Source organism: Pseudomonas sp. BN411 (assembly GCF_029871235.1).
Taxonomy (GTDB): Bacteria; Pseudomonadota; Gammaproteobacteria; order Pseudomonadales; family Pseudomonadaceae; genus Metapseudomonas.
This window is the reverse complement of sequence record NZ_SSOM01000070.1, coordinates 206,389-229,990: the sequence shown is the minus strand read 5'-3', so window position 1 is coordinate 229,990 and position 23,602 is coordinate 206,389. Positions and strand designations below refer to the sequence as shown.

The following is a 23,602-nucleotide window of genomic DNA, read 5'->3' as shown; positions in this document are numbered from 1 at the left end:
CGTCATGCTTAAGCGGCTATTTGATGTTCTAGTAAGTGCACTTGCTCTGGTTTTCCTTTTTCCTATATTCCTGCTGATCTCAATATGGATAAAAATTGATTCTCCAGGCGAAGTGTTCTTCCGCCAGGAACGTGTCGGGCGTTACGGCAAGATCTTCCGAATTCACAAGTTTCGCACCATGACGGTCAATGCTGAAGCCAAGGGGCTTCAGTTGACCGTCGGCAGCGATCGAAGGGTGACCGGGGCCGGTGCTTTCCTGCGCAAGATGAAACTGGATGAACTGCCGCAGCTGCTCGATGTCTTTGTCGGGGACATGAGTCTTGTGGGGCCGCGGCCAGAGGTTCCGCGATACATGGATCAATACCCCAAGGCGGTGCGTGCAGAGGTTCTATCGGTTCGGCCGGGCATTACCGACCGCGCCTCGATAGAGTTTAGGAACGAGAATGAGATGTTGGCGGGTTCGGCCGATCCGGAGCGGACTTATGTGGAGAAAGTGTTGCCCATCAAGCAGAAGTACTATCTTGACTACGTCCGCTCCCACTCCTTATTGGGAGACCTGAAAATCATTTTCGACACGGTCGTAGCTATTGCGACGAAGTGATTCTGCGTGCGCGTTCGCGACAGGGGAGCCTTTGCGATGAGTGGAAATTTGGTGAATGAGTAGCTTACGTACTGCCCTGTTGGGGCTTCCGCAGCGTCGCAAGCGGTTGCTGCAAATTCTCGCCGACGTAGTGCTCCTGTGGCTGGCACTCTGGCTGGCGTTCATCGTGCGCTTGGGTACCGACAACCTGATTAAGCCATGGGGAGGGCATCTGTGGCTCTTTGTGGTCGCCCCTCTGATTGCTATCCCACTATTTGTGCGTTTCGGTATGTACCGGGCGGTGATGCGCTACTTCGGTAACGACGCACTACTCGCCATTGCCAAGGCTGTTACCCTATCTGCCTTGTTCCTCTCCCTGGCAGTGTATTGGTATCGCGATGCACCAGAGGTCGTGCCTCGCTCACTGGTGTTCAACTACTGGTGGCTGAGCTTGGTGATAATCGGCGGGTTACGTCTGGGAATGCGCCAGTACTTTATGGGCGATTGGTTTTCAGCCAACAATCCAATGCCCTTTATGAGCCGTGATGATGGTCTGCCTAAGGTGGCGATCTATGGCGCCGGGGCTGCCGGTAACCAGTTGGTGGGGGCCTTGCGTATGGGGCGCGCGATGCGTCCGGTGGCGTTCATAGACGACGACAGCGGTATTGCCGATCGGGTCATTGCCGGGCTGCGGGTGTACGCGCCCATGAATATTCAACAGATGATCGAAGAAGCGGGGGTGCAGGAGGTACTGCTGGCAATGCCCTCCGCTTCTCGCGGGCGCCGGCGTGAGGTGCTGGAACACCTCGAACAGTTCCCTCTGCATGTACGTAGTGTGCCGGGCTTTATGGATTTGGCCAGCGGACGAGTGAAGGTTGATGACATCCAGGAAGTGGATATCACCGACTTGCTCGGGCGTGATGCCGTTCCTCCGCAACAGGAGTTATTCGAGCGTTGCATTCGTGGTCAGACCGTTCTGGTGACCGGTGCTGGCGGTTCGATCGGTTCTGAGTTGTGCCGCCAGATCATGGCGAGTGAGCCCAAGACACTGCTTCTGTTCGAGCACAGCGAGTTCAACCTCTACAGCATTCATTCCGAACTTGAGCAACGGATCGAGCGTGAGTCCTTGCCGCTACGGTTGGTGCCAATCCTGGGCTCTATCCGTAATCAAGAGCGCTTGTTGGACATTATGCGGACCTGGCAGGTGGACACCGTCTACCATGCGGCTGCATACAAGCACGTGCCAATGGTGGAGCACAACATTGCTGAGGGCGTGCTGAACAATGTCATGGGCACTCTTTACACCGCTCAGGCTGCAGTGAGGGCTGGCGTCGAGCACTTCGTTCTGATTTCCACCGACAAAGCTGTACGACCGACCAACGTGATGGGCAGCACCAAGCGTTTGGCTGAGATGGTTTTGCAGGCATTGAGCCGGGAATCGGGTCCGGTTTTGTTTGCAGACAATGATGCCGTCCATCAGGTCAACAAGACCCGTTTCACTATGGTGCGTTTCGGGAATGTGCTGGGTTCTTCGGGTTCAGTGATCCCACGGTTCTATGCGCAAATTCGTCGTGGTGGGCCGGTGACGGTCACGCATCCCAATATCACCCGTTACTTCATGACTATTCCTGAGGCTGCTCAGCTGGTGATTCAGGCCGGCTCGATGGGGCAGGGGGGCGATGTGTTCGTGTTGGATATGGCCGAGCCGGTGAAGATTCTCGAACTGGCGGAAAAGATGATCCATCTTTCCGGTCTGAGTGTGCGTTCGGAGAAGAATCCTCACGGGGACATCGCTATTGAGTTCAGTGGCTTGCGGCCTGGCGAGAAGCTGTATGAGGAGTTGCTGATCGGCGATAACGTCAGTCCGACGGGTCACCCGATGATCATGCGGGCCAATGAGGAGTATCTGCCCTGGGACTCTCTCAAGACGGCGTTGGCAGCCTTGCTCGAGGCCGTTCAGCAGGACGATTACGCTAAAGTTCGTCAGTTGCTTCGAGAGACGGTCAGCGGTTATGCCCCGGAAGGAGAAATCGTCGACTGGATACATCAGCAGCGCCGGATCGAGCCCTGATCGTTGGCAAGTTGGAACCGAGATTGCTACTGACACCAATGGCGGGAAATCTGCCGATGTGTAGAAAGCATTTCCTCCGTTCTACTTGCCATTCCTAGCACGACACAATTGGTAGAGTCCTTCGGCTTCAGGTGGCCTATGACGGCGCTTGATATTTCGAACAGCCGGTGCGTATTTTGTACATGCCGCCATCCAGAGCGGCTGTAGTGCACAAGGACAACAATCATGACTACCAAAGTCCGCAGCCCGCTCGCCGAGCGTCTGGCCGGCGTTGAAGAGATCGAGTGCGTCACCCCTGACCTGAACGGAGTGATGCGGGGCAAGGTGATGACGGGGGAGGGCTTCCTCTCGGGGCGCCGTCCGCAGCTGGCACGGGGCGTGCTCCTGCAATGCATCATGGGCGGTTACCCGCCCGCTCGTTTCTATGGCAGCGACGACGGCGACCTGGCCCTGGTCGCTGAACCGAACCAGATTCATCGCCTACCCTGGAGCGAGCGACCGCGTGCCCTGGCCATCTGCGATGCCCAGGAGCTGGATGGCCGTCCTTCAGGGCTGTCGACTCGGGGACTGCTGCGCAAGGTGGTGGAGCGTTATGCGGCCCACGGCTGGAAGCCTGTGGTGGCCACAGAACTGGAGTTCTTCGTCTTCGCCCCGAATCCCGACCCGACTCAGGCCTTCCTGCCGCCGATGGGGCTGGATGATCGGCGCGAGGTGGGCTGCTCGGCGTTCAGCGTGTCCTCCAACAATGGCCTGCGTCCCTTCTTCGAAGAGGTCTATCGCGTCATGGAGGCCTTCGACATGCCTCGCGATACCTTCATGCACGAGATGGGCGTCAGCCAGTTCGAGATCAACTTCCTCCATGGCGATCCGCTGCTGCTGGCGGACCAGACCTTTCTGTTCAAACACTTGCTCAAGGAGGTCGCGCTCAAGCACGGTATCCAAGTGGTTTGCATGGCCAAGCCGCTGGCGCACACGCCGGGCAGCTCGATGCACATCCACCAGAGCGTGGTGACTCTCGACGGCGAAGAGAACATCTTCAGCGATGCCAACGGCGAGACGACAGCGGCCTTCGCCCATTTCATCGGCGGCCAGCAGGCGGCCATGGCGGATTTCACGGCGCTCTTCGCGCCGAACGTGAACTCCTACCAGCGCCTGTGCCATCCCTACGCATCGCCCAACAATGCCTGCTGGTCCCACGACAACCGCGCGGCGGGACTGCGCATTCCGGCCAGCGCGCCGGTGGCGAGGAGGGTGGAGAACCGCCTGCCCGGCGCCGATGCCAACCCCTATCTGGCCATTGCCGCCAGCCTGGCGGCCGGACTCTACGGGATTGAACAGCAGCTGCAACCGAGCGCGCCGATCCAGGGCGAGTTCGAGGCGCCGGATGAATTGCTGCTGCCCTGTACCTTGCATGCTGCGATCGAACGTCTGAAACGCAGTGATCTGGCGCGTGAACTGTTCGGCAAGGAGTTCATCGAAGGCTACATTGCTACGAAGACGATGGAGCTCAGCAGCTTCTTCGATGAGATCTCACCATGGGAGCGGCGCATCCTCGCCTCCCAGGTGTGATCGTCCCAGGGTCGCCCGTCCGGGCGGCCCTCCCTGTACAAGTAGCCGTCTGGAGCGTCGATGCATCGGATCTGGAAGTCGTTTCGTGCACTGTATTTCGCCACCCTGCTCATGCTGATCGGCTCCGGCCTGCTCAGTACCTACCTCGGTCTGCGCTTGGCGGCGGACAAGGTGGACGGACTCTGGGTCGGCGCCCTGATGGCGTCCAACTATTTCGGCCTGATCCTCGGCGGCAAGCTGGGGCACCGGTTGATCGCCCGCGTCGGGCACATTCGCGCCTATGTGGCGTGCGCCGGGGTGGTGACGGCGGCTGTGCTCGGGCACGGTCTGATCAATTTCCTGCCGGCCTGGCTGTTCATGCGCATGCTGGTGGGCCTGGGGATGATGTGCCAGTACATGGTGATCGAGAGCTGGCTCACCGAGCAGGCCGACGCGAGCCAGCGTGGGCAGGTGTTCGCCGGCTATATGGTGGCGTCCTACCTAGGCCTGGTGCTGGGCCAGCTCGTGCTGGTGCTGCATCCGGGGCTCGGGCCGGAATTGCTGATGCTGGTGGCCATGTGCTTCGCCCTGTGCCTGGTGCCGGTGGCGTTGACCCGCAAGCTGCACCCGGCGCCCCTGCATCCGGCGCCTCTGGAGCCGCGCTTCTTCATCAAACGGGTGCCGCAATCGATGACCACCGTGCTGGTGTCCGGCCTGGTGATCGGTTCCTTCTACGGTCTGGCGCCGCTCTATGCCACCGCCCAGGGATTGCCTATCGACCAGGTGGGCCTGTTCATGGGGAGCTGCATCCTCGCCGGTCTGCTGGTGCAATGGCCATTGGGCTGGCTGTCGGATCGCCATGATCGCGCGGTGCTGATTCGCAGCACGGCCGCGTTGCTCGCGTTGTCGTCCCTGCCGCTGGCGATGATGCCGTCGGCACCTCTGGAAGTGCTGTTCCCGGTGGGCTTCGTGGTCTGCCTGCTGCAGTTCAGTCTCTATCCACTGGCGGTGGCCTTCTCCAACGACCATATCGAGGCGGAGCGCCGCGTGTCGCTGACCGCCATGCTGTTGATCACCTTCGGCGTGGGAGCGAGCATCGGACCGTTGCTGACTGGTGCCTTGATGAAGCAGCTGGGGCCGAACATGCTCTATGCCTTCGTCTGCTTCTGCGCCGCGGTGCTGGTGCTGCGGGTGCGGCCGGATGCGGTCACCGGCTTGCACAGGGTCGACGAGGCGCCGCTGCATCACGTGCCCACCCCGGACAACATGACCAGTTCGCCCCTGGTGGCGGCCCTGGACCCACGCGTCGACGAACGGGCGGTGCACGACCAGATGCAGAACGGCGATATCCCGCCGCCTGCGCCGCCGACAGACGACATGCCGGAGCAGCCGCAACCCAATAAGTAGTGGCCCAACGCTACATCGCTTTTGCCCAATTATCGACCAGTGTGGCTACCCGAGCTTCAAGCCCAAGGCCTGCCTTGGGACTTCAAGGAGGATCTGGTCATGACGTTGAGCATTTCCCTGCATCTGCTGGCCAGCGCACCGCAGGCCGGCAACCTCCACCCCAGGCTGGTTCCAGAACTGGGGGAGGAGGGGGTGGACCGGTTGCATCGGCAACTGGTGGCCCGCGTACTCAACCTTCCGCCGCTGGGCTTCAGTGAGCGAATCTTCTGGATCGAGGATGGGCCGGACGAGGCCCTCGAAGCCCTGGCCGAGGATAACGACTGGATGGTAGTGGGCCAGCCAGTCGGCGACCTGGGAGAGCGAATGCGACGAATCGCAGCGCTGGGCCTTTCCGAGAACGATGCCGTAGTGCTCATCGGCCAGTATTGCCCGATGCTGGATGCCGATTACCTGTCAGCCGCCTGCGAGGCGCTCGATCACCATCACGCAGTGCTAGGGCCGACCGAGGACGGGCGCTACATGCTGCTCGGCCTGCGGCGTGTCGATCCACGCCTGTTCGAAGCCATGCCCTGGGGCAGCGACCGGGTCCTGGCCATGACCTGTGAACGTTTGCAGGAACTGGATTGGCGGCATGGACTGCTGCCGTCGCTCTGGGTGCTGGATAGCCCCGAACACCTGCCTCGCCTGGGGCGAATGGGCATCAAGCTGGGGGTTGTCTGAACGCGGATGGACGAAACGACCGGGCCAGGCTCTGCGGACAGCAGCCTGGCCGTCGTTCGAATCAGAAGAGTTCGTCTTTCTCGAAGCGCCGTGCTTCGCGTTGCAACTGGTAGACGAAGCGTTCGACGTTGCGCTGTACCAGGCCGCTCATCTTGTGGAAGCGAATGCCGGCGAAGCTCATGCCGAGCTTTTCGTCATAGCTCAGGTGGCGCAGTTCCACAGGGGTGGTAATGGGGCCGATGGGCATCCTGGCAGTGAAGCGCTCATAGACCTGTCCAGCTTGCAGGCGGCCGCTCAGGTCGCCTTCGAAGCGCAGTTTGCAACCGGTGGCGGAGACATCCAGCATCACGCCCTTGACCGGTGCCGACAGCTTGTCGCCGTCCAGTTCGATGGGCACCAGCTGGGATTGCTTGAGGGGCGCGCGGAAGGCATTGCGGCGCTGGTGATAGGTCACTTCAGCGGGCAGGGGGCACCAGTAGCAGCGGTCACCTTCGAACTCGCCGACCGTAGCCGGCTGCTGGGTTTCCCAGGCGATGCGCACGCCTTCGTGGAAGCCTTCGACACGGAAGGTTTCGCCATTCTTCAGGAAGCGTTCACCATCGTTCGGGATCAGTTCATCCAGGGCGATCAGGCCGCGGTCGCGGTCCACCTCCACCAGGTAGCTCTGGAATCGCTGGTTGCGGTCGTGGAAGGTGATGATCAGGGGATCGTGGTGCTGCTGCAGCAGACGAAGATTGGCCAGGATTTCGACCGGTGCCTTTAGCACTTTGGGAGGCTGTGGGCCGTTATCTTCGTGGAATGGGTTGGACACGGTCCAGGTCTCTCCGAACGCAAAAGCGGGTCACACGAAGAGTGGCGGCATCGTGCCTGCGTGTCTCCGTGCCTTTCTTGTAATGTCTTGTCAGGCCTGGCTGAGCGGGCGCTGCTGGCCGATTCTAGCCGTCGCACCTCGGCTGTCATAGAGGCTGGGCGTATCGCCGCCACGCAGGATACCGAGCATGCTGCCAACCGATGCACGATTGGCGCGGATCAGGCGGCCATTGCGCTCGTTGGCCTCCTTGCAACGCTCAAGCAGCTCGCCCAGTTCGTCGCTGCGCTCGAGCACTTCCTGGCCCTGGGCAAAACGTTCGGCGAATTGCTGCAATCCGGTGCGGTCGGTGCTCAGCTGGAGGCTGCTCAGCAGCTGGCTGCGCTGGCGAGCATGCTGGTCGAGTTGGGCGAGCAGGGGCTGCTTGTCGGCAAGCAGCTGCTCCAGGCGGGCGAGATCGCGTTCGCCCAGGGCCTGGAATTCTTCGTCCATCAGCTCAAGCAATCGTTGGGCGTGGCCGATATCGTCGGTGAACAGCTGAAGCAGGTTGGTATCGTGCATACGAGCTCTGGGGGATCGGGCGTCCAGGTTCCCCAGCGCTGCCCGTGGACTAGCGCTGGGATTCGAAGTTCAGCAGTTTGCCGGCCACGCGATTGCTGTCGACCTGATAGGTGCCGTCTGCAATGGCCTGCTTGAGCTTTTCAACGCGCTCCTTGTCCACCACGGGAAGGTCGCGCAGTTTTTCGCCGGCTTTCTGCAGCACCTGAGCTTCGCTGCTCAGTTGCACGGATTCGCCGCTCTTGGTAGCCGGAGCCTGCTCGCCGGTGTTCTGGGCTGGAGCAGCCTGGCCGCTGGTGACGGTTTCGCTCTTGCCGGCCTGGGTGCTGCCGGTACGCCCCGTGTTGGCGGGGGTGGGGCCGTTATTGAGCCGGTTGAAGTCGATAACCATGGTGCTGAACCTCGGACGCTATTTGGACGCTTACCGTTTTATCGGCCCTGTCCGGGATAACTTTAGAAAATTCTTTCGTACCGGCTGAGTTTAAGAAATCAGCTCGCTTCGGCGCCAGCGGATTCATGCCTACATGTCCACCTGGACCTGGCCGGGCGCCTTGACGCGGGCCTTGATCACGCGGCCGGAGCTCAGGTTGCGAACCCGGATCTGCTCGCCGGGTGCACCGTTGCTCAGGGCCTCGCCCGGCATGCGGACGTTGATCGAGGCGCTCGCCGCGCTGATTACCACCTGATCGCCCTTGCTCACCACTTCGGCCTGCTGCAGATGCAGCGGCGCCAGTACCTGGTCGGGGAGCAGGGCGCGAGTGGTCTTCTGGCCGATGATCTGCGCCGGGTCGGTGAGGAAACCCTGGTTCAGGGTGCCCACGTCTCGCTCGGCAACAGCCACGTCCTGGGCGGCGATCGGCGCTCCACGGCGTAGCGGCCGGGTCACCACCACTACCTCACGGTACAGCCTGACCTGGGCCGGGACGAACACCGTCCACGGGGCGCTGCCATCGCAACGAATCCTTACCGTGACGCGTCCCAGCGGCTGGGCGGGGCTTTCCAGACTGGTCGTCAAATCCTTGTCGCACTCCGTCAGGCGCAGGCGTGGATCGAGGCGATTGACCTGGATTTCGCTACGGCCCTGGATGTTGCTCCGCTGCAGATAATCTTCCACGGCGAACTCAAGAAAGCCTTCGGCTGTGCCGATAAGCACCTCAGGTGACGTCAGATTCGCACTCGACGCGGGGCTGTAGCCGAGACAGCACAAAGCGGGTAAAACAGCCGCAAGCGATTTGCGGCGTTTTGCCATCAAGTGTCGGAAAAGCGTCGTCATGGTGTTCATGCAAACATAGAAGCAAGGCTCGTGCCGCCTGCTAGGCTGAGGCAGGCGTTCAATGGCTTGTAATAGGAGTCTGGTCATGGCCGGAGTTTTGGATTCGGTTAACCAGCGTACCCAACTGGTCGGGCAGAACCGCCTGGAGCTGCTGCTGTTCCGTCTCGACGGATCACAGCTCTACGGGATCAACGTGTTCAAGGTGAAGGAGGTGCTGCAGTGCCCCCGTCTCACCCTGATGCCCAAGTCCAGCCCGGTGGTGCGCGGGGTCGCCAATATCCGCGGGGGTACCATTCCGATTCTCGACCTGTCCATGGCGACCGGGCGCAGAGGCCTGGATGACCTGAAGAACAGTTTCGTCATCATCACGGAATACAACACCAAGGTGCAGGGGTTCCTGGTGCGCTCGGTGGAGCGCATCGTCAACATGAACTGGGAAGAGATTCATCCGCCACCCAAGGGTACTGGTCGTGACCATTACCTGACGGCGGTAACCCGGGTCGACAAGCAGTTGGTGGAGATCATCGACGTCGAGAAGATCCTTGCCGAAGTGGCGCCTACCTCCGAGGTGGTGTCTGCAGGCGTAATCGATATCGAGACCCAGAGCAAGGCCGTCAGCAAGCGGGTCCTGATCGTCGACGACTCGTCCGTCGCGCGTAAGCAGGTGATCCGCTGCCTGGAAACCGTCGGTGTCGAGGTCAAGGCCCTCAACGATGGACGCCAGGCCTATAACTACCTGCGTGAGATGGTGGAGGAGGGCAAGGCGCCGGAGCAGGAGCTGCTGATGATCGTTTCCGACATCGAGATGCCGGAGATGGACGGCTACACCCTGACGGCGGAAATCCGAAACGATCCGCGCATGCAGAAGTTGCATATCCTCCTGCATACTTCGCTTTCCGGCGTGTTCAACCAGGCAATGGTGAAGAAGGTGGGGGCGGATGACTTCCTCGCCAAGTTCAAGCCGGACGACCTGGCGGCGCGAGTCGTGGAACGCATCAAGGTAACGGATGGGGGCTGATGCTTCGGCCCCCTGACATGGAAATAGATCGGTGAGGCGCCCTTAGTGTCTTCAGGCAATGTGGAGTTCGAGCAGTTCCGGGTATTCCTGGAAAAGACCTGCGGCATCCTGCTGGGCAGCAACAAGCAGTATCTGGTCTCCAGCCGGCTGAACAAGCTGATGGAACAGAACGGCATCAAGACCCTGGGTGAGCTCACGCAGCGTATCCAGGGGTTCTCCAGGGGTGGCCTGCGCGAGCAGGTCATCGATGCCATGACCACCAACGAAACCCTGTGGTTTCGCGATACCTATCCCTTCGAGGTGCTGAAGAGCCGGGTTCTCCCCGAGCTGATCAAGGCCAGCCCGAACCAGCCCCTGCGCATCTGGTCGGCGGCCAGCTCGTCGGGACAGGAGCCGTTCTCCATTTCGATGGCAATCGACGAATACGAGAAGATCAATCTCGGCCAGCTCAAGGCGGGTGCGCGCATCGTCGCAACCGACCTGTCCAGTTCCATGCTGGCTGCCTGCCGTTCCGGTGAATACGACAGCCTGGCCATGGGCCGGGGCCTGTCCCAAGAACGCCTGGCGCGCTACTTCGATCCGAAAGGGCCGGGGCGCTGGGCGGTGAAACCGGCCATTCGCAGCCGTGTGGAGTTCCGTCCGCTGAACCTGCTGGACAGCTATGCGGCGCTGGGCAAGTTCGACATCGTCTTCTGCCGCAATGTGCTGATCTACTTCTCCGCGGAAGTGAAGAAGGACATCCTCACCCGCATCCACGCCACCCTGAAGCCGGGCGGCTACCTGTTCCTCGGCGCGTCCGAGGCGCTGAACGGCCTGCCTGACCTCTACCAGATGGTCCAGTGCAGTCCGGGGATCATCTACAAGGTGAAATGAAGAAGGGAGGCCAATGGCCTCCCTTTTTTCTTGCTCGCGCGTATTACACGAGGGTAAGGGTCACGTTGATGTTGCCCCGCGTGGCGTTGGAGTACGGGCAGACGATATGCGCTTTGTCTACCAGAGCTTTTGCGGCCTGCTTGTCCAGGCCGGGCAGGGAAATCTTCAGTTCGACCTCGATGCCGAAGCCGGTGGGCAAGGTGCCGATGCCCACCGCGCCTTCTATATAGGTGTCTTCGCTCAGCGTGATCTTTTCCTTGCCAGCGACGAACTTGATGGCGCCGAGGAAGCAGGCCGAGTAACCCGCGGCGAACAACTGCTCGGGGTTGGTGCCCTCACCGCCCGGTCCGCCCAGTTCCTTCGGCGTGGTCAGCTTCACATCCAGCACGCCGTCCGATGACACGGCGCGGCCTTCGCGGCCGCCGTAGGCTTCGGCATGGGCGGTGTACAAGGCTTTCTCGATGGGCATGGCGGGTCTCCGGATTGGTGGCAGAGACAAGCAAGCCTAGCCAAAGGATCGGATCTGCCCAGCGCCGTCCGACTGAAAAGGTTGTGTCTGCACCACCTGTAGGGGCGATTTCAATCGCCAAGCAGGCCGCAGGTCTGCCCGGCAGCGGCAGTTGCGCCAAGTGTTGTAGGAGTCGGCTTGCCAGCGAATGGCTCCTGTTCGCCAGCAAGCTGGCTCCTACAGGGTGGTCGCGGACATGGCGACTGAAAACGCGCCTCAGGCCGTCAGCCAGTCGATGAACAGGGCGAAAAGTTCCGCCTGGGAGCTGATCTCCAGCTTGGTGTAGAGATTCTTGCGGTGCATGCGCACGGTTTCCGGGGAGATCTCCAGCACCTTGGCGCTGGACTTGGCCGAGTGCCCGCGCAGCAGCAGGTGGGCGATTTCCCGTTCGCGTTCGGTGAGCCGGTCGCTGCCGAAATTCATGAAGGCTTCGCGGATCTGCTGGTTGAGGCCGGCGGGGGCAGCGCTGTGCAAGGGCGCCGAACCGTGGCCATCCAGGCTGCGGATCAGGCCTCCGCGTTCGTCGAACTGACGCATCAGTTCGCGCACCAGCGGGTGCGCCGTCCGCAGCAGGGCAAGCTCTTCCTGGCTGAATCGTGCGCCACTGCGGCCCTGGTACACGCAGAGCGATACCTTGCGCTGGCCGCCCAGGTCGACAATGAAATGCGCGTCTTCCACCGAGCCGCATTTCAGGTAGTTGGTGCGGTAGTACTCGCTGCTGAAGAAGTCGTCCGGGGCGATTTCCGAGAGGTGGTAGAAGCCTTCGGCCAAGCCGTTTTCCATCGCCAGGCAGAAGGGGTCCAGCAGGTAGCCGCGAGCGTAGTAGCGCTCGATCAGCGCCTCGCGATACTCGGTGGGGATGCCGCACTGGTAGAGCGGTCGCGGCGCCAAGCCCTTGCACTCCAGGCCCAGCAGCACCGACTCGATGGGCACCAGGCTTCGCAGTGCGTCGATCAGGTGCTCGCAGAACGAAGGTTCCGCGACGCTGGCCATGGCACGAGCCAGCCCTGCATGCCAGGCATGCAGGGTGGCGGGGGTGGTTTTGTCGGCAGCGGTCTCGGTCATGTCCGGCAGTCTACTGGCGTCGCCAGGTAGCGGCCAGACTCCCTCAACTGCCGGCATAGTCGCCACTTCGCGCGAGGTCGGCAGCGGTTTCCAGGATGGCCTCGCGCAGGGTGTCGACGATTTCGTCCACCTGGGCATGGGTGATGGTCAGCGGTGGCGACATCACGTTCAGGTGCACGATGGGGCGCACCAGCAGACCGCGTTTCTGCGCCCGCAGGTGGATCTGTTCGCCGATGTTCAGCTCATCGGGGAACAGCGCCTTGCTCGCCTTGTCGGCGACGAACTCGACGCAGGCCATCAGCTTTTTGCAGCGCACGCTGCCCACCAGTGGCAGGTCGGCGAGTGTACGCAGGCGTTCCTCCAGGTAAGCCCCCACGTCGTCCACATGGGGCAGCAGGTTTTCCCGCTGGATGATCTCGATGTTCTTCAGCGCGCTGACGCAGCTCACCGGGTGGCCGCTGTAGGTGAAGCCATGGCTGAAGCAGCGACCCTTGCCCGGCTCACCGATCACGTTCCAGATGCGGTCGGAGAAGATGCAGGCACCCAGCGGCAGATAGCCGGAGGTCAAGCCCTTGGCGGTAGTGATGATGTCCGGCACCACGCCGAATACGTCTTCCGAGGCGAAGAAGGCGCCCAGACGGCCGAAGGAGGTCACCACTTCGTCGGAGATGTACAGCACGTCATGGCGCTGGCAGACCTCCCACATGCGCTTGTGGTAGCCGGCTGGCGGGATGATCACGCCCCCCGAACCCATGATCGGCTCGGCGAAGAAGGCACCCACCCGGTCTGCGCCCAAAGTCAGGATCTTGTCCTCGAACTCGTTGACCAGGAACTCCAGGAACTGCGCTTCATCCATGCCCGCCGGCGCCCGGTAGGGGTTGGGGCAGGAGATGTGATGGATGCGGTCCTTGAGGAAGTCGAACTCCGCCGGACGATCCGCCGCCTTGCCGCCCAGGGACATGGTGAGGAAGGTGGAGCCGTGGTAGGCGTTGATGCGGGTGATGACGTGCTTCTTCTCCGGTTTCCCACGGCAGTTCTGGTAGTACTGCACCAGGCGGTAGGCGGTGTCCACGGCGGTGGAGCCACCGGTGGTGAGGAACACATGGTTCAGGTCACCGGGTGCCAGTTCCGCCAGCTTCTCGCAGAGTTCGATGGCCTTGACGTTGGCCATGTCGCAGAACGGATTGGAGTAGGCCAACTGGCGGACCTGGTCGGCGATGGCCTCGGCCATTTCCTCGCGACCCAGGCCGATGTTGGTGCACCACATGCCGCCCACGGCGTCCAGGTAGCGGTTGCCGGCGGTGTCGTAGATGTAGGCGCCTTCGCCTGCTGCGATGTTCAGCGCGCCGTTTTCCCGGTGGTCGTCGAAGATGTGGTAGCCGTGCATGTAGTGCGCCTTGTCGGCGGCCACGAGGCTCTCATTGTCGAACTGGGCGAAGAAGTCGGCGTTTGGGGTCTTCATGGTCGTGCTCTCAGATGCTGGGCAGTTCATTTCATTTGCCGGTCTTGACCGCATTCCAGGTGCGGGTGATCAGGCGCATGGCCTTCTGCGGCTGGGTTTTCTGGGTGAAGAGGCGGGCGCGGGTGGCGTCATCGGGGTAGATCGCCGGATCGTTGCGCACCTCGGCCGAAATCAGGGGCGTGGCGGCCTGGTTGCTGTTGGCGTAGCGGATGTAGTCGGTGACCTGGGCGATCACCTTGGGCTGCAGCATGTATTCGATGAACTTGTGGGCGTTCTCCACATGGGGCGCGTCCTTGGGGATGTAGAAGTCATCGAACCAGATCAGCGAGCCCTCCTTGGGAATGAAATAGTCCAGCTTCACCTTGGCGCCGGCCTCGGTGGCGCGGGCCTGGGCGGTGGCGTAGTCGCCGGACCAGGTCATGGCGATGCACTGGTCGCCGTTGGCCAGGCCGTTGAGGTAGCTCATGGAGTCGAACTTGCGGATATAGGGGCGCACCTTCATCAGCAGGTCCTGGGCGGCTTTGAGGTCTTCGGGGGCCGCGCTGTTCGGGTCGCGGCCGAGGTAGGCCAGCGCCAGCGGCAGCACATCGGTGGGCGAATCGATCAGGGTCACGCCGCAGTCGGCGAAACGCGAAACCACCTCGGGATCGAAGACCATCGCCAGGGAGCCGATAGGGGCATCGGGCATGCGCGCCTTGATCATGTCGACGTTGTAGGTGATGCCGTTGCTGCCCCAGGTGTAGGGCGCCGAGTAGGTCACGCCCGGGTCGAAGTGCTCCAGGCTGGCCAGCACCTGCGGGTCCAGGTTGCCCCAGCTGGGCAGACGGCCCTTGTCCAGTGGTTGGAAGACACCGGCCTTCAGCAGCGGCGGCACCAGGGCGGCATTGAGCACCACCAGGTCGTAGCCGGAACGGCCCGGCAGCAGCTTGCCCTGGACCGTCTCGTAGGAGTCGAAGGTGTCGTAGACCACCTTGATTCCAGTGGCCTTCTCGAAGTCGGCGAGGGTGTGTTCGCCGATGTAGTCCGACCAGTTGTACAGGCGCAGGGTGTTGCTATCGTCCGCCGGACTGAGGGCCGGTATCAGGATCAGTGTTGCGCTGAAGGCTGCAGCCAGGGTCTTGCGCATGTCGGTTCACCTCTACTTGTTGTTATCGAGTCACCTTGCTGCCTACTGTGTGCTCCCTGCCGAGTAGCGGCCATAACCCGAACGGGTAGGTGGCGTGTCGTGGGATCCTGTACAGTCGTTCAGAACCGCGTGAACGACTACAGGAGCTGTCGGCATGACAACCCAGGATGTGCGCTACTCCCGTCTGGACCCCGAGCTGCGCAAGGCCCACCTGATCGAAGCGACCCTCACCTGCCTCAAACGGCACGGCTTCCAGGGGGCGTCCATCCGCAAGATCTGCGCCGAAGCCGGTGTATCCGTGGGGCTGATCAACCATCACTACGCAAGCAAGGACGAACTGGTGGCTGAGGCTTACCTGGCCGTGACCGGGCGGGTGATGAAGCTCCTGCGCGATGCCATCGACGCGGCGCCGCCCGGCCCGCGGGCGCGGCTGTCGGCGTTCTTCCAGGCGTCGTTCTGCGCCGAACTGCTGGACCCGCAGTTGCTGGATGCCTGGCTGGCCTTCTGGGGCGCGGTGAAGACCGCCCAGTCCATCAACCATGCACACGACCACTCCTATGGCGAGTACCGCGCCATCCTCGTCAAGGTGCTCACCGAACTGGCGCTGGAGGAGGGCTGGCAGGGGTTCGACGCGGAGCTCGCCGCCATCAGCCTGAGTGCGCTACTGGACGGCCTCTGGCTGGAGTCCGGGTTGAATCCGCAGACCTTCACCCCGGACCAGGGCGTGCAGATCTGCGAGGCGTGGGTGGATGGTCTTGAGGCAGGTGGCGTTCGGCGCTTCCTGCGTCCTGTCGGGGCCTGTTGATCGGTCGTTCAACCGGCGATAACCTCCAGCCACTCCAACAATAAGAGCGCCCCGCCAACGTGCGGAGGCGGAGGGCAATTGCAATGGCTCCCAGTGTGCTGATCGTCGACGACGATCCGCTGATCCGTGAACTGCTCCAGTCCTACCTGGCCCAGGAGGGCTACCAGGTACGTTGCGCCAGTACGGCCGAACAGGCCGAAGCCTGCCTGGCGGAAAGCCCGGTGGACCTGGTGATGCTCGACATCCGCCTGCCTGGCAAGGACGGCCTGACCCTGACCCGCGAACTGCGGGTGCGCTCCGAGGTCGGCATCATCCTCATCACCGGCCGCAACGACGAAGTCGACCGCATCGTCGGCCTCGAATGCGGCGCCGACGACTATGTGGTCAAACCCCTGAATCCCCGCGAACTGGTCTCCCGCGCCAAGAACCTGGTGCGTCGTGTACGTCATGCCCAGCAACCGGCCGCCGCCGCCCCCTCCACCCAGCTCAAGCGTTTTGCCGGCTGGACGCTGGACAACGACCGCCGCCGCCTGATCGACCAGGACGGCAGCGAAACCCTGCTCACCCATGGCGAGTTCCAGTTGCTCAGTGTCTTCCTGCGCAATGCCGGACACACCCTCAGCCGCGATCAGTTGATGGACCAGATCCGCAACCGCGAATGGTTGCCCAACGATCGCTCCATCGACGTGCTGGTCGGGCGCCTGCGCCGAAAGCTGCGCGACGATCCGGCCGAGCCGCAGCTGATCATCACCATCCACGGCGCGGGCTACCTGTTCACCGCCACGGCCAGCGCCGCCTGAGCCCATGGCGCGCGCCTGGCTGCTGGCCATCTTCCTGTTCTGCAGTGCCACCCAGGCCGCGCCTGCGGTGCGCTACTGCGACTATCCCGTCTATCCGCCGATTTCCTGGAGTGACGGCAAGCAGGTACGCGGCCTGGCGCCGACCGTGGTCAAGGCGGTGTTCGCCAGGCTCGGCCTGGACGTGGAAGTTGTGGTGCTGGGCAACTGGAAGCGCTGCCTGATGGATGCCGCACAGGGCCGGGTAGACGTGGTGCTGGCGTACCGCACGCCCGAACGCGAGGCCACGCTGGCCTTCGCCGACGTGCCGGTGCTGCGCGAGGAAGTGGCGGTGTTCTACAACCGCCAGCACCCGCTCCAGGTGGACAAGCTGGAAGACCTCAAGCGCTATCGCGGCGGCCTGTTGTTCGGTGAGAGCTATGGCGACGCCTTCGACCAGATCGTTTCCCGCGCCGGCAATATCGAGTGGGTTTCCGACAGCAGGCAGAACTTCGGCAAGCTGATCCGCGGACGCATCGATTTCATCCCCTACGAGCGGCGCACCGGCCTGCTGTACATCGAACACCTGCCCGGCGGCGCTGACATCCGGGCGCTGCCCCTGACCCTGGCCGTCGACCACCTGCGCCTGGCGGTGTCCCGGCATTCCCCGCTCGCCGCGCGCATGGCGGAGATCGACGCCGAGTTGCAGCGCCTGGCCGATGGCGGCGAGATCGAGCGCTGGCTGGCCGAGAGCGAAGCCACCTATCGCGACATGGTCGCCCAACCGGAGTCCAGGCCATGACGGCATCGAAACCTGCCAGCGGCCTGCTGCGCCGGCTGTTGCTGTTCATCCTGCTGTTCAGCCTGTGCTTTACCCTCGTCGCCAGCGCGGTACAGCTGCATCTGGAGTACCGCCGCGAGATGCACGACATCGAGGCGCGACTGGAGCTGATCCGCGTCGGCTACCTGGCCAGCTTCGAGCGCAGCCTCTGGGACCTCAACCAGGAGCAGTTGAAGATGCAGCTGCGCGGCCTGGCGGACTTTCCCGACATTGCCCGGGTGCGCCTGACCAGTGCCGATTTCGACCTGCAGGAAGGCGTCAGCGAGCCCGCCGGCCCGCTGCGTCGCGCGAGCTTTCCACTGTCCTACCAGCCGCCCAGCGGTGAACGGCGCCAACTCGGCGAACTGGAAGTCGTAGTCGACCTCGGTGCGGTCTATCAACGCCTCTATGCCACCGGTCTTACCAGCCTTCTGTGGATGGGGATCTTCCTCTGCGGCCTCGCCGTGGCGCTTTCCTGGCTGTTCCACCGCCTGGTCACCCGTCACCTGCAGGTGATGGCCGACTTCGCCCGCCGGGTCGGCGCCGGTGACTGGTACGAGGCGTTGCGCCTCGATCGGCGGCCCGGCCGTGGCGCCGATGAAATCGACACGGTCGCGCAGGCCCTGGATGACATGCGCCAGGCCATCCTCGACGACATCCAGCGCCGCGAGGAAGACCGCGCTGCCCTGCAAGGCATGGTGGAGCGACGCACCGCCAGCCTGCAGCGGGCCAAGGAAGACGCCGAGGCGGCCAACCTGGCCAAGTCGCGTTTCCTCGCCACCATGAGCCATGAGATCCGCACGCCGCTCAACGGCATACTCGGCATGGCCGAATTGCTGCGGGGTGCTTCGCTGGATGAGCGCGACGGCAAACGCCTGGAGGCCCTATACAAGGCCGCCGAAGGCTTGCTGGCGATCCTCAACGAGGTGCTCTATTTCGCCCGCCTGGAAGAAGGGGAGGGCCGGCCCGAATTGGTCGACTTCTCCCTGCCTGCGCTGCTGGATCAGGTGTTGACCCTGCTGGAACCGCGAGCCAGTGCCAACGGCACCATCCTGCGTACGCGCATTGACTCCCGCGTGCACAGCCGCTGCCACGGCGCCGAGCAATTCCTGCGTCAAGTGCTGAGCAACCTGCTAGCCAACGCGGTGAAGTTCACCGAAGAGGGAGAAATCCTCGTCGAGGTCCAATTGCTGGAGGCTCGGGAGACGGGGCAACGCCTGCGCATCAGCGTCACCGACGACGGGATCGGCATCGCCCCGGAACTGCAGGCGAAGATTTTCGAACGCTTCACCCAGGCTAGCGAGGCCGTTGCCCAGCGCTACGGTGGGACCGGCCTGGGGCTGGCCATCAGCAAGCGTCTGGTGGAGCTGATGGGCGGGCGGATCGGTGTCGAGAGCGTGGAAGGCGAGGGCAGCTGCTTCTGGTTCGAGCTGGAGCTGGCTGCCGCGCGAAACCTGCCTTCCGTTCCGAATGTCGTTCCGCAGCAAGAGCCACTGGATGTGCTGGTGGTGGAGGACGTCGCACTCAACCGCGAGGTGGTGTCCGGGCTGCTGGAGCGCGACGGCCATCGGGTCACCCTGGCCGAAGACGCCGAACCGGCGCTGCAGTTGTGCCGGCAACGGCGCTTCGACCTGATCCTCCTCGACCTGCACCTTCCCGGCATGTCCGGCATCGACCTGTGCCGGCTGATCCGTGCCGATGAACAAGGCGCCAACCGCAGTAGCCGCATCCTTGCCTTCACCGCCAGCCTGCAGCCGGCGCTGGTTCGCAGTTGCCTGGATGCCGGCATGCAAGGTGCGCTGGCCAAACCGCTGAAACTCGATGACCTGCGCCAGGCACTGGCCGGGCAGGGGGGGACGCAGGATAGCGATGGCGCGGCCGAATTGCTGGACCGGCAGCTGCTGGATACCCATCGTGGCCTGCTGGGCGAGCAGAAGGTCCAGGGGCTGCTGGTCATGTTGCGGCGCATGCTCGATGAGCAGCGCGCGGGCTTGCTGGAAGCCTTGGCCGCCCAGGACTGCGCCGAAGTCGGACACCTCTCCCACCGCCTCGCGGGCAGCAGCGAATCCCTCGGCCTGCGGGCGTTGGCCGCGTTTTTGCGGGAGCTGGAAACCCTGGCGCTAGTCGGTGATGCCAACGCCCTGCAGGCGCTGAAGCCGCGTCTGGAAGAGCTGTTGGTGCGTTCGACGGAGGTGCTGGACGCACAGCTGCAAGGCACTTCGTAAGAATCGAACAAATTCCTTACGACTTTTTACAACTTCGATCCCTACGTACAACGGGTTCTTACAAGTCCTTCCAATAATCGGTCCGAACCGCGTCCAACGCGGTCCTCGTGGCCTATTGGAGACAAGAATAATGACCCGCAAAGCCCACCTGTCCCGCCACCTCCATTTGGAGGTGCGTCATGTCTGAAGATCGCATCCAGCTCACCCGCGCGCTGAAAAGCCGCCACATCTTCATGCTGTCCCTGGGTGGCGTGATCGGCACCGGCCTGTTCATGGGCTCGGGCGTCACCATCAACCAGGGCGGCCCGGCCGGTGCCGTGCTGGCCTATCTGGTAGCCGGCGTGCTGATGTACCTGGTGATGGTCTGCCTGGGCGAGCTCTCGGTACAGATGCCGGTATCCGGCTCCTTCCAGGCCCACGCCACCCGTTACATTGGACCGGGCACCGGCTTCATGATCGGCTGGGTGTACTGGATGAGCTGGGCCACCACCGTCGGCCTGGAGTTCACCGCCGCCGGCATGCTCATGACCCGCTGGTTCCCCGATGTACCCATCTGGTACTGGTCGGCGCTGTTCGTGGTGGTGCTGTTCTCGCTCAACGGCCTGGCCACCCGCGCCTTCGGTGAAGCCGAGTACTGGTTCTCCGGCATCAAGGTGGCCGCCATCCTCGGCTTCATCATTGTCGGCCTGCTGGCGATCTTCGGCGTCCTGCCGCTGGCCAGTGGCGAACCGGCACCGATGCTCTCCAACCTGATCGGCGACACCCTGTTCCCCAACGGCCTTTCCGCGGTGTTCGCCGTGATGATGGCGGTGGTCTACGCCTTCCAGGGCTGCGAGATCATGGGGGTGGCCGCAGGCGAAACCGACCAGCCGGAAAAGAGCATTCCGCGCGCCGTGCGCAACGTCGTGTTCCGCGTGCTGATCTTCTATGTGCTCGCCATCGTCGTGCTGTCGGCCATCGTGCCCTGGCAACAAGCCGGCCTGATGGAAAGCCCCTTCGTCCAGGTGTTCGACATGGTGGGCATTCCTTTCGCTGCCGACCTGATGAACTTCGTCATCCTCACCGCCATTCTCTCGGTGGGTAACTCCGGCCTCTACGCTTCCACTCGCATCCTCTGGGCCATGTCCAAGACCGGGATGGCACCGCGCAGCCTGGCAACACTCAGCAAGCGCGGTGTACCGCTGCGTGCCCTGAGCATCACCCTGTGCTTCGCGCTGCTGTCGCTGCTGACCAGCGTGGTGGCCGCCGATACCCTGTTCATGGTGCTGATGGCCATCAGCGGCATGGCCGGTACCGTGACCTGGATCGTCATCGCCCTGGCCCAATACCGCTTCCGTCGCGAGCACTACAAGGCTGGTGGTACCGTCCAGGACCTCAAGTACGCAGCGCCGCTGTACCCCTTCCTGCCACTGGCCTGCATCCTGCTGTGCAGCTCGCTGTTCGTCTTCCTGGCACTGGACCCGACGCAGCGCCCGTCGCTCTACTGGGGCTTCGGTTTCGTCGGTGTCTGCTACGCCGCCTACTTCTTCCTGCAGTTCAAGCGCCAACGCGGTGTGATTGCCGCTCCAGCAGTGTGATTGCGTAGAGGGGCCGCCGGCCTGCTTCGCGATTCGCCTCGCCTGGTCTCAGGCGCATCCAACGGCCTTCTCCCTCCAGGGAGAAGGCCGTTGGCGTTTGATGGGGACTGGTTCTGCCTTGCAGGAATGGGGCGCGGAGACGGCCCGTTCTGACTTGTTCGAAGATGTAACAGCCTGCCTTTTCCGTCTCCGGTCTCTGAATAAAAAAGCAATAAAAACAAACAGATAGATTTGTTCTGCGGCGTTACATACCCCAAATGGGCAGGATTGCCGCCTTCCTGAACACTCGTTTAGGATCGTCCCAAGTTCTACCTCACAGCAATACAACAAGACGAGGGTTCCCATGACCACCTTGCTCAGCCAGGTCGATGGCGGCGTTGCCCGCATCACCCTGAACCGCCCCCAGCAGCGCAATGCGCTGGACGTCCCCACCCTGAAAGGCCTGCTCGAACTGCTCGATGCCCACGAGGCAGATCCAGCTGTGCGCGTGGTCATCCTGAGCGGTGAGGGGCGCAGCTTCTGTGCGGGCGCAGACCTCGCCGAATGGGCCGAGGCCGAAGCGCGGGGTGAGCTGGAAACCTACGGCTGGACCGAAACCGCCCATGCCCTGATGAGTCGCCTGCACGGCCTGGCCAAGCCCACCATCGCCGCCGTCAACGGTACCGCGGTCGGCGCGGGTATGGACCTGGCGCTGTGCTGCGATTTCCGAATCGCTGCCGCCTCCGCGCGCTTCAAGGCCGGCTACACCGGCATGGCCTACTCACCGGATGCTGGCGCCAGCTGGCACTTGCCGCGCCTGATCGGCGCCGAGCAGGCCAAGCGCCTGCTGTTCCTCGACGAACTCTGGGGCGCCGAGCGGGCACTTTCCGTTGGCCTGGTGGGCGAGGTGTGCGCCGACGAGCAGTTGCAGGCCGTTGCTGGCGAACTGGCTGCGCGCCTTGCCGCCGGCCCGACCTTCGCGTTCGCCCAGACCAAGGCCCTGATCCAGGGAGGCGCCAGCCGCAGCCTGGCTGAGCAACTGGCTGCCGAACAGGCTGCCGGACTGCTCTGTGGCCGCAGCGCGGATGCCGCCGAGGCTCTGCGTGCCGTTGCCGAGAAGCGTGCCCCCCAATTCACCGGTCGCTGATGCGCCGAACCCGCCAGAGGACATAGCAATGAACTTCCAACTGACCCAGGAACAGGAAATGCTGGTCGACGCGGTGCGCGCATTCGTCGACAAGGAACTGCTGCCCCATGAAGAAGCCGTGGACCGTGCCGACGCCGTGTCCCCCGAGCTGGCCGCGCAGATTCGCGGCAAGGCGCTCGCTGCCGGTTTCTATGCCTTCAACATGCCTGAGGAGGTGGGCGGCGGCGGCCTCGACTACCTGTCCCAGGCGCTGGTGGAGCGCGAGCTGTCCAGGGTGTCCTGGGCGCTGCACGTGTTCGTCGCGCGTCCCTCGAAAATCCTCATGGCCTGCAAGGGTGAGCAGATCGAGCAGTACCTGCTGCCCTGTGTTCAGGGCGAGAAGATCGACTGCTTCGCCCTGACCGAACCGGGCGCCGGTTCCGACGCCAACTCCATCAAGACCCGCGCGGTGCGCGATGGCGACGACTTCGTGCTGAACGGCGCGAAGCACTTCATCAGCCATGCCGGCCATGCCGATTTCGCCATCGTCTTCGCCGTCACCGACACCTACGAGCACAACGGCAAGAAGCGCAATGCCGTCACCGCCTTCCTGGTCGACAAGGGCACCGCCGGTATGACCGTGCGCCGTGGCCCCCGCTGTGTCAGCAACAAGGGCTACCACACCTACGAGATCTTCTTCGATGACTGCCGCGTGCCGGCCTCCAAGGTCCTGGGCGAAGTGGGCAAGGGCTGGGAAGTGGCCAACGCCTGGCTCACCGCCGGCCGTGTGATGGTTGCCGCCAACTGCGTCGGCCAGGCCCAGCGTGCACTCGACCTGTCGCTGCAATGGGCCGCCGACCGCAAACAGTTCGGCCAGCCTATCGGCACCTACCAGGGCATCTCTTTCAAGCTTGCTGATATGGCCACGCAGATTCGCGCGGCCGAGCTGATGACCCTGCACACCGCCTGGAAGATGGACCAGGGCACCATGACCGATGGCGAAGCCGGCATGGCCAAGCTCTTCGCCAGCGAAGTGCTGGGCAAGGTGGCCGACGAGACGGTGCAGATTTTCGGCGGCATGGGATTGATGGACGAAGGCCCGGTAGAGCGCATCTGGCGTAACGCCCGGATCGAGCGGATCTGGGAAGGCACTTCGGAAATCCAGCGCCACATCATTTCCCGCGAACTGCTGCGCCCGCTGCTGCGCTGAAGTTACAGCTCCCCTCTCCCTCAGGGAGAGGGGCAGGGGTGAGGGAAATCCGGCAAAACCTATTCCG

General features: G+C 63.0%; 22 protein-coding genes. 14 read left to right on the top strand and 8 right to left on the bottom strand.

The features are described 5' to 3' along the window. Nucleotides 1-4: 4 nt before the first annotated feature. The 5 genes from E8F06_RS17390 (at nucleotide 5) to E8F06_RS17370 (ending at nucleotide 6,326) form a co-directional block, all read left to right on the top strand. Complete coding sequence (locus E8F06_RS17390; protein WP_280369506.1) at nucleotides 5-601, top strand: sugar transferase; 597 nt, start codon at nucleotides 5-7, stop codon at nucleotides 599-601. Between the two features lie 55 nt (nucleotides 602-656). After that, entirely contained in the window at nucleotides 657-2,651 is a 1,995-nt protein-coding gene (locus E8F06_RS17385) for a nucleoside-diphosphate sugar epimerase/dehydratase (protein WP_280369504.1), read from the top strand. A 327-nt stretch (nucleotides 2,652-2,978) separates the two neighbouring features. Beyond that, entirely contained in the window at nucleotides 2,979-4,220 is a 1,242-nt protein-coding gene (locus E8F06_RS17380) for a glutamine synthetase family protein (RefSeq protein WP_280369550.1), read from the top strand. Between the two features lie 60 nt (nucleotides 4,221-4,280). Then, nucleotides 4,281-5,606: an MFS transporter gene (locus tag E8F06_RS17375; RefSeq protein ID WP_280369503.1), complete on the top strand. Its 1,326-nt coding sequence runs from the start codon at nucleotides 4,281-4,283 to the stop codon at nucleotides 5,604-5,606. Between the two features lie 99 nt (nucleotides 5,607-5,705). Next, entirely contained in the window at nucleotides 5,706-6,326 is a 621-nt protein-coding gene (locus tag E8F06_RS17370) for a TIGR04282 family arsenosugar biosynthesis glycosyltransferase (RefSeq protein WP_280369501.1), read from the top strand. A 61-nt stretch (nucleotides 6,327-6,387) separates the two neighbouring features. Here E8F06_RS17370 and E8F06_RS17365 read toward each other — a convergent pair whose 3' ends face one another. The 4 genes from E8F06_RS17365 to flgA all read right to left on the bottom strand — a co-directional run bounded on the left by E8F06_RS17365 (nucleotide 6,388) and on the right by flgA (nucleotide 8,974). Next, nucleotides 6,388-7,137, bottom strand: coding sequence for a flagellar brake protein (locus E8F06_RS17365; RefSeq protein ID WP_280369499.1), 750 nt, complete (start codon nucleotides 7,135-7,137; stop codon nucleotides 6,388-6,390). Nucleotides 7,138-7,227: 90 nt separating this feature from the next. Beyond that, the gene (gene flgN, locus E8F06_RS17360) at nucleotides 7,228-7,695 is read right to left on the bottom strand and encodes a flagellar export chaperone FlgN (RefSeq protein ID WP_280369497.1); all 468 of its coding nucleotides are present in this window, start codon (nucleotides 7,693-7,695) and stop codon (nucleotides 7,228-7,230) included. Between the two features lie 49 nt (nucleotides 7,696-7,744). Then, a complete protein-coding gene (gene flgM / locus E8F06_RS17355) occupies nucleotides 7,745-8,083 on the bottom strand; it encodes a flagellar biosynthesis anti-sigma factor FlgM (RefSeq protein WP_280369495.1) in 339 nt (112 codons plus the stop codon). A gap of 129 nt (nucleotides 8,084-8,212) precedes the next feature. Beyond that, on the bottom strand, nucleotides 8,213-8,974 hold the full coding sequence (gene flgA, locus E8F06_RS17350) for a flagellar basal body P-ring formation chaperone FlgA (RefSeq protein WP_280369493.1): 762 nt from the start codon (nucleotides 8,972-8,974) through the stop codon (nucleotides 8,213-8,215). A 76-nt stretch (nucleotides 8,975-9,050) separates the two neighbouring features. Here flgA and E8F06_RS17345 point away from each other — a divergent pair, with 76 nt between their 5' ends. Both E8F06_RS17345 and cheR read left to right on the top strand, forming a co-directional pair. Next, complete coding sequence (locus E8F06_RS17345; RefSeq protein WP_280369492.1) at nucleotides 9,051-9,983, top strand: chemotaxis protein CheV; 933 nt, start codon at nucleotides 9,051-9,053, stop codon at nucleotides 9,981-9,983. A 45-nt stretch (nucleotides 9,984-10,028) separates the two neighbouring features. Then, nucleotides 10,029-10,856, top strand: a complete 828-nt coding sequence (gene cheR / locus E8F06_RS17340; RefSeq protein ID WP_190830218.1) for a protein-glutamate O-methyltransferase CheR — start codon at nucleotides 10,029-10,031, stop codon at nucleotides 10,854-10,856. 43 nt (nucleotides 10,857-10,899) lie between these two features. Here cheR and E8F06_RS17335 read toward each other — a convergent pair whose 3' ends face one another. The 4 genes from E8F06_RS17335 to E8F06_RS17320 all read right to left on the bottom strand — a co-directional run bounded on the left by E8F06_RS17335 (nucleotide 10,900) and on the right by E8F06_RS17320 (nucleotide 15,017). After that, entirely contained in the window at nucleotides 10,900-11,325 is a 426-nt protein-coding gene (locus tag E8F06_RS17335; protein ID WP_280369490.1) for an organic hydroperoxide resistance protein, read from the bottom strand. 255 nt (nucleotides 11,326-11,580) lie between these two features. After that, nucleotides 11,581-12,429: a helix-turn-helix transcriptional regulator gene (locus E8F06_RS17330; protein WP_280369488.1), complete on the bottom strand. Its 849-nt coding sequence runs from the start codon at nucleotides 12,427-12,429 to the stop codon at nucleotides 11,581-11,583. 43 nt (nucleotides 12,430-12,472) lie between these two features. Next, complete coding sequence (locus tag E8F06_RS17325) at nucleotides 12,473-13,891, bottom strand: aminotransferase (protein WP_280369486.1); 1,419 nt, start codon at nucleotides 13,889-13,891, stop codon at nucleotides 12,473-12,475. 31 nt (nucleotides 13,892-13,922) lie between these two features. After that, nucleotides 13,923-15,017, bottom strand: coding sequence for a polyamine ABC transporter substrate-binding protein (locus E8F06_RS17320; protein ID WP_280369484.1), 1,095 nt, complete (start codon nucleotides 15,015-15,017; stop codon nucleotides 13,923-13,925). 154 nt (nucleotides 15,018-15,171) lie between these two features. Between E8F06_RS17320 and E8F06_RS17315 the strand changes: the two genes are divergently transcribed. The 7 genes from E8F06_RS17315 to E8F06_RS17285 all read left to right on the top strand — a co-directional run bounded on the left by E8F06_RS17315 (nucleotide 15,172) and on the right by E8F06_RS17285 (nucleotide 23,535). After that, a complete protein-coding gene (locus E8F06_RS17315) occupies nucleotides 15,172-15,822 on the top strand; it encodes a TetR family transcriptional regulator C-terminal domain-containing protein (protein WP_280369483.1) in 651 nt (216 codons plus the stop codon). A gap of 77 nt (nucleotides 15,823-15,899) precedes the next feature. After that, nucleotides 15,900-16,622 (top strand): response regulator, encoded by a 723-nt coding sequence (locus tag E8F06_RS17310; protein WP_271472211.1) that lies wholly within the window; start codon nucleotides 15,900-15,902, stop codon nucleotides 16,620-16,622. A 4-nt stretch (nucleotides 16,623-16,626) separates the two neighbouring features. Then, nucleotides 16,627-17,400, top strand: a complete 774-nt coding sequence (locus E8F06_RS17305; RefSeq protein WP_280369481.1) for a transporter substrate-binding domain-containing protein — start codon at nucleotides 16,627-16,629, stop codon at nucleotides 17,398-17,400. Then, the gene (locus tag E8F06_RS17300; RefSeq protein WP_280369479.1) at nucleotides 17,397-19,643 is read left to right on the top strand and encodes an ATP-binding protein; all 2,247 of its coding nucleotides are present in this window, start codon (nucleotides 17,397-17,399) and stop codon (nucleotides 19,641-19,643) included. The genes E8F06_RS17305 and E8F06_RS17300 overlap by 4 nt, the downstream gene beginning before the upstream one ends. 179 nt (nucleotides 19,644-19,822) lie before the next feature. Then, on the top strand, nucleotides 19,823-21,220 hold the full coding sequence (locus E8F06_RS17295) for an amino acid permease (protein ID WP_280369477.1): 1,398 nt from the start codon (nucleotides 19,823-19,825) through the stop codon (nucleotides 21,218-21,220). Between the two features lie 343 nt (nucleotides 21,221-21,563). After that, nucleotides 21,564-22,346 carry an enoyl-CoA hydratase-related protein gene (locus E8F06_RS17290; protein WP_280369475.1) on the top strand — a complete coding sequence of 261 codons (783 nt, stop codon included), beginning with the start codon at nucleotides 21,564-21,566 and terminating at the stop codon, nucleotides 22,344-22,346. A gap of 28 nt (nucleotides 22,347-22,374) precedes the next feature. Further along, nucleotides 22,375-23,535 carry an acyl-CoA dehydrogenase family protein gene (locus E8F06_RS17285; RefSeq protein WP_280369473.1) on the top strand — a complete coding sequence of 387 codons (1,161 nt, stop codon included), beginning with the start codon at nucleotides 22,375-22,377 and terminating at the stop codon, nucleotides 23,533-23,535. The last annotated feature ends 67 nt before the right edge of the window (nucleotides 23,536-23,602 follow it).

What these genes read in the sequence shown, in the direction of transcription:
- E8F06_RS17390 (WP_280369506.1), top strand. Translation starts at nt 5, where the DNA reads ATGCTTAAGCGGCTATTTGATGTTCTAGTAAGTGCACTTGCTCTGGTT.
- E8F06_RS17385 (WP_280369504.1), top strand. Translation starts at nt 657, where the DNA reads ATGAGTAGCTTACGTACTGCCCTGTTGGGGCTTCCGCAGCGTCGCAAG.
- E8F06_RS17380 (WP_280369550.1), top strand. Translation starts at nt 2,979, where the DNA reads ATGACGGGGGAGGGCTTCCTCTCGGGGCGCCGTCCGCAGCTGGCACGG.
- E8F06_RS17375 (WP_280369503.1), top strand. Translation starts at nt 4,281, where the DNA reads ATGCATCGGATCTGGAAGTCGTTTCGTGCACTGTATTTCGCCACCCTG.
- E8F06_RS17370 (WP_280369501.1), top strand. Translation starts at nt 5,706, where the DNA reads ATGACGTTGAGCATTTCCCTGCATCTGCTGGCCAGCGCACCGCAGGCC.
- flgN (WP_280369497.1), bottom strand. Translation starts at nt 7,695, where the DNA reads ATGCACGATACCAACCTGCTTCAGCTGTTCACCGACGATATCGGCCAC.
- flgM (WP_280369495.1), bottom strand. Translation starts at nt 8,083, where the DNA reads ATGGTTATCGACTTCAACCGGCTCAATAACGGCCCCACCCCCGCCAAC.
- flgA (WP_280369493.1), bottom strand. Translation starts at nt 8,974, where the DNA reads ATGAACACCATGACGACGCTTTTCCGACACTTGATGGCAAAACGCCGC.
- E8F06_RS17345 (WP_280369492.1), top strand. Translation starts at nt 9,051, where the DNA reads ATGGCCGGAGTTTTGGATTCGGTTAACCAGCGTACCCAACTGGTCGGG.
- E8F06_RS17335 (WP_280369490.1), bottom strand. Translation starts at nt 11,325, where the DNA reads ATGCCCATCGAGAAAGCCTTGTACACCGCCCATGCCGAAGCCTACGGC.
- E8F06_RS17330 (WP_280369488.1), bottom strand. Translation starts at nt 12,429, where the DNA reads ATGACCGAGACCGCTGCCGACAAAACCACCCCCGCCACCCTGCATGCC.
- E8F06_RS17325 (WP_280369486.1), bottom strand. Translation starts at nt 13,891, where the DNA reads ATGAAGACCCCAAACGCCGACTTCTTCGCCCAGTTCGACAATGAGAGC.
- E8F06_RS17320 (WP_280369484.1), bottom strand. Translation starts at nt 15,017, where the DNA reads ATGCGCAAGACCCTGGCTGCAGCCTTCAGCGCAACACTGATCCTGATA.
- E8F06_RS17315 (WP_280369483.1), top strand. Translation starts at nt 15,172, where the DNA reads ATGACAACCCAGGATGTGCGCTACTCCCGTCTGGACCCCGAGCTGCGC.
- E8F06_RS17305 (WP_280369481.1), top strand. Translation starts at nt 16,627, where the DNA reads ATGGCGCGCGCCTGGCTGCTGGCCATCTTCCTGTTCTGCAGTGCCACC.
- E8F06_RS17300 (WP_280369479.1), top strand. Translation starts at nt 17,397, where the DNA reads ATGACGGCATCGAAACCTGCCAGCGGCCTGCTGCGCCGGCTGTTGCTG.
- E8F06_RS17295 (WP_280369477.1), top strand. Translation starts at nt 19,823, where the DNA reads ATGTCTGAAGATCGCATCCAGCTCACCCGCGCGCTGAAAAGCCGCCAC.
- E8F06_RS17290 (WP_280369475.1), top strand. Translation starts at nt 21,564, where the DNA reads ATGACCACCTTGCTCAGCCAGGTCGATGGCGGCGTTGCCCGCATCACC.
- E8F06_RS17285 (WP_280369473.1), top strand. Translation starts at nt 22,375, where the DNA reads ATGAACTTCCAACTGACCCAGGAACAGGAAATGCTGGTCGACGCGGTG.